Genomic DNA, 10,319 nt, shown 5'->3' on the forward strand with positions numbered 1-10,319 from the left:
GCGGCCGCGGGGCGGGCGGCTCGCTTGCCGACGTAGGTCGACGGCGCGAGAAGTTCCTCGCGAATGCTCACGTCGCGCACGCGCTTGCCGACGTAGGGGGCGGGCGCCGAGGAGTCCGGCGCCGCCGGAGTGACGGGAGAGGTGACCGGAGGGGTCATCGAGGGGTCGCGACGAGTGTCGACGTTGTCCGCTCGGTGGTTCCCCATGAGCACTCCGATGCTGGTTGCAGGCGACGTCCAGCAGCGCGGCTGTGGGTAGCAGTCGGGGGGAGACTGCCGGACGCGGGCGAGACCCGACCATAACCGACGAGGCCGCCGGGTTGAAACCGGACCGGACCACTGCGGGGGAGGACCGGCGTGTCGGCGCGCCCCGCACCCGGGCGCGCCGCACACGCACCTCGACGCTCCGCGACGTCCGACGGTTCCCGCGGCTGCCATGACGTGCGTCACGTCCGGGCTCCTGGTCTCGTCCCCGTGCGGGCGGAGGACTAGGGTGCGCCGGGGACATCCCCGCGGCCCCGTGCTGTGGCGCGCTGCCGCGCCCTCACATCGACATATAGAGACTGGTGGATCAGTGGACCTGATGGAGTACCAGGCGAAGGAGCTCTTCGCCAAGCACGGTGTGACCACGACGCTGGGCGTCGTCGTCACCACCGCCGAGGAGGCCAAGGCCGCCGCCGAGCAGATCGGTGGCGTGACCGTCATCAAGGCGCAGGTCAAGGCCGGCGGCCGCGGCAAGGCCGGCGGCGTCAAGATCGCCAAGACCGCGGACGAGGCCTACGAGTACGCCTCGAACATCCTCGGCATGGAGATCAAGGGCCTCACCGTGAACCGCGTGCTGGTCACCCCGGCCACCCCGCCGGAGGAGGAGTACTACTTCTCCTTCCTGCTCGACCGCGCGAACCGCCAGTACCTCTGCATCGCGTCCGTCGAGGGTGGTGTCGAGATCGAGGAGGTCGCGAAGACCAACCCCGACGCCGTCAAGCAGATCCCGGTCGACCCGGGCACCGGCGTCGACGAGGCCAAGGCCCGCGCGATCGCCACCGAGGCGAAGTTCCCCGAGCCCGTCTTCGAGCAGGCCGTCGCGATGATCCAGTCGCTGTACAAGGTCTTCGTCGAGGAGGACGCCACGCTGGTCGAGGTCAACCCGCTCGCGCGGCTGGCCGGCGACAAGCTCGAGGCGCTCGACGGCAAGGTCTCCCTCGACGAGAACGCCTCCGAGGTGCGCCACCCCGAGCACGAGGCCTTCGAGATCCGCGAGGAGGCCGACCCGCTCGAGGCGAAGGCCAAGGACCTCGGCCTGAACTACGTCAAGCTCGACGGCCAGGTCGGCATCATCGGCAACGGCGCGGGTCTCGTCATGAGCACCCTGGACGTCGTCGCGTACGCCGGTGAGAACCACGGCGGCGTGAAGCCCGCCAACTTCCTCGACATCGGCGGCGGCGCCAACGCGCAGGTCATGGCCAACGGTCTCGACGTCATCCTCAACGACCCGCAGGTCAAGAGCGTGTTCGTGAACGTCTTCGGCGGCATCACCGCCTGCGACGAGGTCGCCAACGGCATCAAGGGCGCCCTCGAGCTGCTCGGCGACGCCGCGAGCAAGCCGCTCGTCGTCCGCCTCGACGGCAACAACGTCGACAAGGGCCGCGCGATCCTCGCCGAGCTCAACCACCCGCTGGTCACCGTCGTGGACACCATGGACGGTGCCGCCGACAAGGCCGCCGAGCTGGCGAACGCCTGATCGCCCCGGACGCACGAGAACTGAGAGACGAAGAAGCATGTCGATCTACCTGAACAAGGACTCCAAGATCATCGTCCAGGGCATCACCGGTGGCATGGGCTCCAAGCACACCACCCTGATGCTCGAGTCGGGCGCTGACATCGTCGGCGGCGTGAACGCCCGCAAGGCCGGCACCACCGTCGAGCTGGCCGGCAAGGAGCTGCCGGTCTTCGGCACCGTCAAGGAGGCCATGGAGGCCACCGGCGCGAACGTGTCGGTGCTCTTCGTGCCGCCGGCCTTCACCAAGGCCGCCGCCATCGAGGCCGTCGACGCCGGTATCGGCCTCATGGTCGTCATCACCGAGGGCGTGCCGGTGCAGGACACCGCCGAGGTGTGGAGCTACCTGCAGTCCGAGGCCAACCACGCGGGCACCCGCATGATCGGCCCGAACTGCCCCGGCATCATCACCCCGGGCGAGTCGCTGGCCGGCATCACGCCGCACACCATCGCGGGCAAGGGCCCCATCGGCCTGGTCTCGAAGTCGGGCACCCTGACCTACCAGATGATGTACGAGCTCCGTGACTTCGGCTTCACCACCGCCATCGGCATCGGCGGCGACCCGATCATCGGCACCACCCACATCGACGCCCTCGCGGCCTTCGAGGCCGACCCCGAGACCAAGGCGATCGTGATGATCGGCGAGATCGGCGGCGACGCCGAGGAGCGGGCCGCGGCCTACATCAAGGAGCACGTGACCAAGCCGGTCGTCGGCTACGTCGCCGGCTTCACCGCCCCCGAGGGCAAGACCATGGGCCACGCCGGCGCCATCGTCTCGGGCTCGGCGGGCACCGCGCAGGCCAAGAAGGAGGCCCTCGAGGCCGTGGGCGTGAAGGTCGGCAAGACGCCGTCCGAGACCGCCGCCCTGATGCGGGAGATCATGCAGAACCTCTGATCCATCGGATCGACGAGGGCCCCGGGAGCGATGCTCCCGGGGCCCTCATGCGTTCTCAGAAGACGCCGCAGTCGTTGGCGTCCAGTACGAGCGAGACGGCGCTGACGCGCCCGTTCTCGACCGTCACCTGGTAGTGCCGGTCCGGGGCGTCGGCAGGCTCCACCGTCGCGGTGCCGGAGTCGCCGGATCCTCCGTCGTCGGCCGTCACCTCGAGGCCGGAGGCGTCGTCTCCGATCGCGAGCCCGGCAGCCGGGGCGCCCGAGGGGAGGTCGATCGACACGACGTCCCGTGGGCCGGAGGTGCCGGTGACCACCTCGTCGTCGCCGAGCGGGACGGCGAACGGCTGACACCTCTCGGCGCCCGGGCCGGTGTAGTCCATGCCGGGCAGTGCCTCGAGGGCGTCGCGGCCCATCCCGAGGCCGACCGGTCCGACGCCTGCCGGCGGCTCGAGGTCGGTCGGGGCGGGCTGGTCGCCCTGGAGGCGCAGATCGGCCTCCAGCCGCGTCGCCTGGTCGCGCAGCAGCGTGAGCGTCTGCTCGACGACCTGGTCGCTGCCGGCGCCCAGGATGTCGGCGGCGTCCATCAGCACGTAGCCGCCGATGAGGACGACGCGGACGACCGTGGCCTCACCGGTGTCGAGCCGGGCGGCTCCGACGACGTAGGCCAGCGAGGTGGCGCCGTCGTCGACGACCTCGGCGTCCGCACAATCCGGCAGCGCGGTGCGCAGGGCGTCGAACACAGCTGTCGCCCCACCGTCGGACTCGTAGGCGAACACCCAGCGGCGCCGCTGTCCCTCGGTCTGGGCCACCGTGGCCGAGGCGAGGTCCTGCGTCGCGCCCGGCAGGGCCGCCGCGGCGCAGGTGTCGATGCCCGGTTCGAACGTCGTCCCGCGCTGCACCCGGCCGCGCATGCCGGTGGTGACGTCGAGGTCGTCGAGGAAGGTCGTGGTGTCGACCCGCGTCGGCGACGGGGTGGTGGTCGGATCGGTGGCCACCGGCGTCTCCCCTCGCGTGTCGGGGCCGCCGCCCACCGTCAGCGGGATCGCCACGGCGGCGACGGCGGCGGCGACCCCGGTGGCCAGGAGGGCGCGGGTGCGGCGCTGACGGCGCTCGCCGCGGTGCCGGATCTCGGCCGCGGGCGGCCCGCTGACGCTGGGGGAGCGCAGCGGTGCGAGCAGGTCGTCGAGCTGGTCGTGCTCAGGCATGGGTGATCCCCTCGGAGGAGTCGGAGGCGGCGAGCAGGGCCGCCAGGGCGGTGCGACCGCGGCTGAGCCGGGCCTTGACGGTGCCGACCGGCGCGCCGACCTCGCGGGCGACCTCCTCGACCGAGAGGTCGGCGAGGTGGTGCAGCACGATCGCGCGGCGCTGGTCGGGGGAGATCCGGGCCAGGGCGGCGACGACGTCCAGACGGGTGGCGTCCGGGCCGCGGGCGGCGTCCGGCGGGGCGAGCGCCCGGTCGGCCGGACGGCGTCCGCGGGCCACCCGCCGCCAGCGGCTGACCGCGTGGCGGTAGGCGGTGGTGCGCACCCAGGCCTCGGGCTGGCCGTCGCGGGTGAGCGAACGGCGATGCGTCCAGGCGCGGGCGAACGCCTCCTGCACGCACTCCTCGGCCTCGGTGCGGTCGCCGATCAGGGCATGGAGCTGGCCCACCAACCGGCTGTAGGAGCCGGTGTAGAAGGCGTCGAACTCGTGGTCGTCCATCGGGTGGGGTGGTCCTCACATCTCGTGATCGCGTCGGTGCGATCACCGGGGATACGCCCAGGGTGGCCGAACGGTTGCACCCGCTTCGCTGTAACGCGCAGTTACGGGGACTGGGAGGCCGTCAGGAGGGGTGGGAACTACCCGTAACCGCGCGTTACAGCGGGCGTGACGCGCCAGGCTCAGTCGATTTTGAGCTCGCCGAGCCGGTCGAGGGCGCGGCGGGCCAGCGCCACAAAGGACGCCGAGGGGAGGTCGGCCTTCGGGGCCGCGATGAAGCCGACCTGGGCCACGCGGGGGCCGTCGCGCAGGATCGCCATGAGGTAGGTGACCGAGGAGTCGTCGGTGACCTGGCTGACGACCCGCCAGGCGGTGAGGTCGCGGGTCGCGCTCGTGCTGGTGGCCAGCCGGGTGACCTCGGTGCCGATCTGACGGTCGCTGCACCGCGCGAGCCGGTCGCGGACCGTGCCCACGAACGTGGCTGCCGCCTGCGCGTCGAGCACCCCGGCGCTCTCGGTGAGCCCGAACTCCGCGGGCAGCCGCGCCCCCGGGATGAGGAAGGTGCGCGTCGAGGTGCTGGTGAACGGCGTCCCGTCGACGGCGTCGGTGAAGGACGCGCGATCGCAGCGCGTGGCCGCGACGTTCTGGGTGACCTCGGTGACCTCGCTGCCCTGCCAGGGATCGGACACGCCGGACACCGGCGGGAGGTCGACGACGCCGAGGAGCTCCGGATGCGGCTTGATCGGCAGCGGCGCGATGGCCCGCGGTGCGGCGTCGTCGCTCACGCAGGCGCCGCCGGAGGGGAGGTCGCACAGGCCGGTGACGCCCGCCCGCAGCAGCGCCGCACCGGGGTCGAGGTCGCCCGGTGCACCGGGCGAGGACGTCGCGGTGGCGGTGAGGATCTGCCCGGTCCGGGCGACGCCCACGATCAGGCTGCGCGACGGCGCGGTCCAGTCGCGGAGCACGAAGAGGCGGGCCTCGTCGCCCGTGCCGGGGACGTCGTAGGTGGCCAGCAGCTGCGTGCCGGGGTCCTCGCAGGCGGCGAACCACGACGCCGCGGTGTCGAAGGCGCGACGGGCGGCGGGCGTGCCGGCCGAGGTCTCGGCGAGCTGGTAGGCGCGCCGAGGGCCCGAGCGGAAGTCGCGCACCAGCAGCGAGGAGCCCCCGGCGTCGGCGTACCGCGCCCCCTGACAGGGCAGGGCCCGGCCGTTGCCGGCGGAGTTGTCGTGCGTGCGCGTCTCGATCCACGGCTCGGCGGCCAGACCGCGCACCCCGGTGAGCGCCGTGGCAGGGAGCAGCGCGGTGACCGGCAGATCGGGCGGCGCCGCCGGCGAGCGCGGAGCGGTCGGGGCCGCGGCGTCCCGGGTGAGGGTCGGCCGGGCGCCGTCGGGGTCGGTGACGAGGGTGCCGGAGACCACCAGCGCGGCCACCGTGAGCCCCACACCGGCCGCGGTGTGCACCCGGCGCCGAGTGGAACCGGCGCGCCGGATGATGGTGTGGCGCGGCCACCGCACGCCGCGGACCTCCTCCTCGAGCAGGTCGAGGTAGGGCCGGATGCTCGTGCTCGGCACCCCGCGGGCGTGGGCGAACCCGGCGGTCGCGTGCTGCAGGGTGGTCTCGGCCGCCTCCAGGGTCAGGCCGGCCTCCCGCGCCAGGTCGAGCAGGTCGACCGCGACGAGGTGGTTGAGCAGAAGCACCCGGCGCTGCTCCGTGCTGAGCGTGGCCAGGGCGTCCAGGGTGTCCTTGTTGCCCGGCTCGAGGTGGCGTTCGCGGTGGAACGGGCGGGCGTTGCGTCGTCGCAGCGCGTGCGCCCACGCGTGCGGTCGCGCCCACGCCTCGGGGTCCTCCGAGCGCCCGATCTTCGACCAGTGGTGCCAGGCCACCACGAAGGTGTCGCGCACGGCCCGGCGGGACGCCGAGAGGTCGCCGGTCAGCGCGAAGGTCTGCAGCAGCAGACGATCGCGGGTGTTGCGGTAGAACGCGTCGAAGGCCGACGCGCCCGTGGACTCGACCCTCACCTCGGACATGACCGGCTCACCGTACCCGGCGTGGCAGCCCGGCCGACGCAGGCCTCCGGGCGATGATGGCCGGGCCATGACCTCGCTTCTGCCTCGTCCCACCTCGGGTGCCGCCCGCTCCGGGCGCGGACGTCCGCACGGTCCGGCCCCCGCTCCGGGACGCCGTCCGCTCGCCCTCCTCGCCGCCGGCGGCGGCGCGGCGGCAGCGCTCCTGACGATGCTGCTCACCGGCTCGCTGGGGGTCATCGGCTGGTTCCTCACCGACTCCGGCTCGCACGGCACCGCCGGCGACGGCCTGCGCGCGGGTGCGCAGGCCTGGCTCGTCGGCCTCGGCTCGGGGGTGCACGTGCAGGGTGTCGCGCTCACCCTCGTCCCCCTCGGGGTGACGGTGCTGAGCGCCGTGACCATCGCCCGGCTCGGGCACCGCGTGGGGGAGGCCTGCTCGGGGCACGGCCCCGATGCCGACGCCCTCGCCGACGGCGAACGCGACTGGACCGTACCGGTGGCCGCGGGCCTGTTCACGCTCGGCTACCTGGTCGTCGCGGTGATCACCGCCTCGACCGCCTCCCGGTTCGCAGGCACCGACCTCGGCTTCGACGTCGCCCGCATCGTGCTGCTCGGCCTGCTGCTCTGCCTCGGGATCGGCGGCACCGCCATCGCCGTCGGGTCCGGACGCGCCGCCGTGTGGGCCGCCGCCGCACCGCCCGCGCTCCGCGCCTCGGCCCTCGTGGCCCGCTCGGTGCTGCGCACGTGGCTGCTCGTCGCGCTCCTCGCCTTCGTCGCGGCCTTCGCGCTCGACGTCCGCACGGCCGCCAACATCATGAGCCAGCTGCACACCGGGCCCGGTGACGTCGTCCTCATGCTCGGGCTCGGGGCGGCGGTGCTGCCCAACGCCGTCCTGTTCTCCAGCGCCTACATGCTCGGCCCGGGCTTCACCGTGGGCACCGGCACGCTGGTGGCGCCGAGCGGCGTGGTGCTCGGGCCGCTGCCGATGCTGCCGATCTTCGCGGCCCTGCCCGACGTCGGCACCCCGCCGGCGTGGGTCGCCGGGCTGCTGGGCGTGCCCGCCCTGGTGGCCTTCGTCGCGACCCTGCGCGCCCTGCGGCGCGTGCCCCTGGCCCGCTACGAGGAGGGTGCGGTGCGCGGTCTCGGCGGCGGACTCCTCGCCGCCCTCGCGCTGGGGGTGCTCACGGCCTTCGCCGGCGGCGCCATCGGGCCCGGCCGCATGCGCGACGTCGCTCCGCACGTCGGCGACGCCCTGCTGCACGCCATCGTCTCCTTCGGCCTGGCCGGACTGCTCGCCGGGCTGATCGCGACCTGGTGGCAGCGCCGGCAGGCCGCCTGACCGTCGTCCCGGCGACCGCTCGGCGTCACTAGACTCCGGGCCGTGCCCGCCCGCCTCGTCGTCCTCGTGTCCGGTTCGGGCACCAATCTCCAGGCGCTGCTCGACGCCTGCGCCGACCCCGGCTACGGGGCCGAGGTCGTCGCCGTGGGCGCCGACCGCGACGGCATCGAGGCGCTGGCGCGCGCCGAGCGGAGCGGCGTCCCGACGTTCGTGCGGCGGGTCGGCGACGCCGCCGACCGGGACGCCTGGGACGCCGACCTCACCGCCGCCGTCGCGGAGCACCGACCCGACCTCGTGGTGCTCGCCGGCTTCATGAAGCTCGTCGGCGAGCGCTTCCTCGAGGCCTTCGGCGGACGCACCGTCAACACCCACCCCGCGCTCTCGCCGTCCTTCCCCGGCATGCACGGCCCGCGCGACGCGCTCGAGTACGGCGTCAAGGTCACCGGCGCCACCTTGTTCCTCGTCGACGCCGGCGTCGACACCGGCCAGATCGTCGCCCAGAGCGCCGTCCCGGTCGAGGACGACGACGACGTCGCGACCCTGCACGAACGCATCAAGGCCGCCGAGCGCACGATGCTCGTCGAGACCGTCGGGCGGATGATGCGCGAGGGCTACCGAGTCGAGGGGCGTCGGGTCCGGGTCGGAGGCCGCGGGTCGGACGGCTGAGGGTCGGACGTCGGAGGGTCGGACGTCTGAGTCACCGGGCGCCCGGTGACTCCTGCCATCGGTCAGGCAAGTCTTGCGTCACGAACCGACAGACTCAGCTGACCGATCCTCGGATCCGGATCCCATCCGCCCCTCGCTTCACACCGGTCAGGCGAGTCCGCACCGCGCCCTCGGGCGGTCAGAGCACCCCTCGCGAGCCGATAGGATCGGGCCACACGACTGGCGCAGGTGGGTGACCACCGGGGAGTGACGTCGGGGCATCGTCCGCCTGGGTGCCCGGCCTGACGACGAAGCACGGCCTCCGGCCGCCGATCACAGGAGCGACATGTCCGACCGCATCGCCATCAAGCGCGCACTGGTCTCCGTCTACGACAAGACCGGGCTGGAGGACCTCGTCCGCGGCCTCGCCGACGCCGGCGTCGAGCTGGTCTCCACCGGCGGCTCGGCGAAGCTGATCGCCGACCTCGGCCTGCCCGTCACCAAGGTCGAGGACCTCACCGGCTTCCCCGAGTGCCTCGACGGCCGGGTCAAGACCCTGCACCCGCGCGTGCACGCCGGCATCCTCGCCGACCGCCGCCTCGACACCCACGTCGCGCAGCTCGCCGATCTCGGCGTCGCGCCCTTCGACCTGGTCGTGGTGAACCTCTACCCCTTCACCCAGACCGTCGCCTCCGGCGCCAGCGTCGACGAGTGCGTCGAGCAGATCGACATCGGCGGCCCCTCGATGGTGCGGGCCGCCGCCAAGAACCACCCCTCGGTCGCCGTCATCACCTCCCCGGCGTCCTACGGCGCCGTCCTGGACGCCGTGGCCGCCGGCGGCTTCACCTACGAGCAGCGCAAGGGCCTGGCCGCCCAGGCCTTCCAGCACACGGCGTCCTACGACGTCGCCGTGGCCTCCTGGATGAGCAGCGTGCTCACCGACACCTCCGAGGGCACCGGCTTCCCGAGCTGGACGGGCGCCACGTGGGAGAAGGCCGCGGTGCTGCGCTACGGCGAGAACCCGCACCAGAAGGCCGCCCTCTACCGGCACTGGCGCGGCGGCCTGGCCGGCGCCGAGCAGCTGCACGGCAAGGAGATGTCGTACAACAACTACGTCGACACCGACGCCGCCCGCCGCGCCGCCAACGACTTCGCCGAGCCCGCGGTGGCGATCATCAAGCACGCGAACCCTTGCGGCATCGCGGTCGGCGCCGACGTCGCCGAGGCCCACCGCCGCGCCCACGCCTGCGACCCGGTCTCCGCGTTCGGCGGCGTCATCGCCGTGAACCGGCCGGTGAGCAAGGAGATGGCCGCCCAGGTCGCCGAGGTCTTCACCGAGGTGATCGTCGCGCCCGGCTACGAGGACGGCGCCGTGGAGATCCTCCAGGGCAAGAAGAACATCCGCATCCTCGTCTGCCCCGTCGACGAGCACCCCGACCCGGTCGAGTTCCGGCCGATCTCCGGCGGCGTCCTGATGCAGACCGTCGACCACGTCGACGCCGAGGGCGACGACCCCGCCACCTGGACCCTCGCCACCGGCGAGGCCGCCTCGCCCGAGGTGCTCGCCGACCTCGCCTTCGCCTGGAAGGCGTGCCGCGCGGCGAAGTCCAACGCGATCCTGCTCGCCAAGGACGGCGCCTCGGTCGGCATCGGCATGGGCCAGGTCAACCGCGTCGACTCCTGCAAGCTGGCCGTCGAGCGCGCCAACTCCCTCGTCGAGGGCGAGGAGCGCGCCCGCGGCTCGGTGGCCGCCTCCGATGCGTTCTTCCCCTTCGAGGACGGCCCGCAGATCCTCATCGACGCCGGCGTCAGCGCGATCGTCCAGCCGGGCGGTTCGGTGCGCGACGAGCTCACCATCGCCGCCTGCCAGGCCGCCGGCGTGACGATGTACTTCACCGGGACGCGGCACTTCTTCCACTGATCGTCGGCCGCGGGGCGGTCGG

General features: G+C 73.4%; 8 protein-coding genes and 1 riboswitch. Of the genes, 5 read left to right on the plus strand and 3 right to left on the minus strand.

From position 1 onward, the window contains the following. Positions 1–573: 573 nt before the first annotated feature. A complete protein-coding gene (gene sucC / locus ABD671_RS05365; protein WP_344732229.1) occupies positions 574–1,740 on the plus strand; it encodes an ADP-forming succinate--CoA ligase subunit beta in 1,167 nt (388 codons plus the stop codon). Between the two features lie 37 nt (positions 1,741–1,777). After that, positions 1,778–2,671, plus strand: a complete 894-nt coding sequence (gene sucD, locus ABD671_RS05370) for a succinate--CoA ligase subunit alpha (RefSeq protein ID WP_344732230.1) — start codon at positions 1,778–1,780, stop codon at positions 2,669–2,671. Between the two features lie 55 nt (positions 2,672–2,726). Here the strand turns inward: sucD and ABD671_RS05375 are convergent, their stop codons facing one another. The 3 genes from ABD671_RS05375 to ABD671_RS05385 all read right to left on the minus strand — a co-directional run bounded on the left by ABD671_RS05375 (position 2,727) and on the right by ABD671_RS05385 (position 6,395). Further along, positions 2,727–3,875: a hypothetical protein gene (locus tag ABD671_RS05375; protein WP_344732231.1), complete on the minus strand. Its 1,149-nt coding sequence runs from the start codon at positions 3,873–3,875 to the stop codon at positions 2,727–2,729. Next, a complete protein-coding gene (locus tag ABD671_RS05380; protein ID WP_344732232.1) occupies positions 3,868–4,371 on the minus strand; it encodes a SigE family RNA polymerase sigma factor in 504 nt (167 codons plus the stop codon). The genes ABD671_RS05375 and ABD671_RS05380 overlap by 8 nt, the downstream gene beginning before the upstream one ends. 179 nt (positions 4,372–4,550) lie before the next feature. Then, complete coding sequence (locus ABD671_RS05385; protein WP_344732233.1) at positions 4,551–6,395, minus strand: hypothetical protein; 1,845 nt, start codon at positions 6,393–6,395, stop codon at positions 4,551–4,553. Positions 6,396–6,462: 67 nt separating this feature from the next. Here ABD671_RS05385 and ABD671_RS05390 point away from each other — a divergent pair, with 67 nt between their 5' ends. The 3 genes from ABD671_RS05390 (at position 6,463) to purH (ending at position 10,297) form a co-directional block, all read left to right on the plus strand. Next, positions 6,463–7,731 (plus strand): cell division protein PerM, encoded by a 1,269-nt coding sequence (locus ABD671_RS05390; protein ID WP_344732234.1) that lies wholly within the window; start codon positions 6,463–6,465, stop codon positions 7,729–7,731. Between the two features lie 42 nt (positions 7,732–7,773). Further along, positions 7,774–8,397, plus strand: coding sequence for a phosphoribosylglycinamide formyltransferase (gene purN, locus ABD671_RS05395; protein ID WP_344732235.1), 624 nt, complete (start codon positions 7,774–7,776; stop codon positions 8,395–8,397). Positions 8,398–8,602: 205 nt separating this feature from the next. Continuing rightward, positions 8,603–8,678, plus strand: a riboswitch (ZMP/ZTP riboswitch). Between the two features lie 44 nt (positions 8,679–8,722). Beyond that, positions 8,723–10,297: a bifunctional phosphoribosylaminoimidazolecarboxamide formyltransferase/IMP cyclohydrolase gene (gene purH, locus ABD671_RS05400; RefSeq protein ID WP_344732236.1), complete on the plus strand. Its 1,575-nt coding sequence runs from the start codon at positions 8,723–8,725 to the stop codon at positions 10,295–10,297. The last annotated feature ends 22 nt before the right edge of the window (positions 10,298–10,319 follow it).

The sequence above is a fragment of the Nocardioides fonticola genome (assembly GCF_039536805.1).
GTDB classification, from domain to species: domain Bacteria; phylum Actinomycetota; class Actinomycetes; order Propionibacteriales; family Nocardioidaceae; genus Nocardioides; species Nocardioides fonticola.

Excerpts from the sequence above, each read along its gene's own strand:
- ABD671_RS05375 (WP_344732231.1), bottom strand. The coding sequence starts at position 3,875 with ATGCCTGAGCACGACCAGCTCGACGACCTGCTCGCACCGCTGCGCTCC.
- purH (WP_344732236.1), top strand. The coding sequence starts at position 8,723 with ATGTCCGACCGCATCGCCATCAAGCGCGCACTGGTCTCCGTCTACGAC.
- ABD671_RS05385 (WP_344732233.1), bottom strand. The coding sequence starts at position 6,395 with ATGTCCGAGGTGAGGGTCGAGTCCACGGGCGCGTCGGCCTTCGACGCG.
- ABD671_RS05390 (WP_344732234.1), top strand. The coding sequence starts at position 6,463 with ATGACCTCGCTTCTGCCTCGTCCCACCTCGGGTGCCGCCCGCTCCGGG.
- ABD671_RS05380 (WP_344732232.1), bottom strand. The coding sequence starts at position 4,371 with ATGGACGACCACGAGTTCGACGCCTTCTACACCGGCTCCTACAGCCGG.
- sucD (WP_344732230.1), top strand. The coding sequence starts at position 1,778 with ATGTCGATCTACCTGAACAAGGACTCCAAGATCATCGTCCAGGGCATC.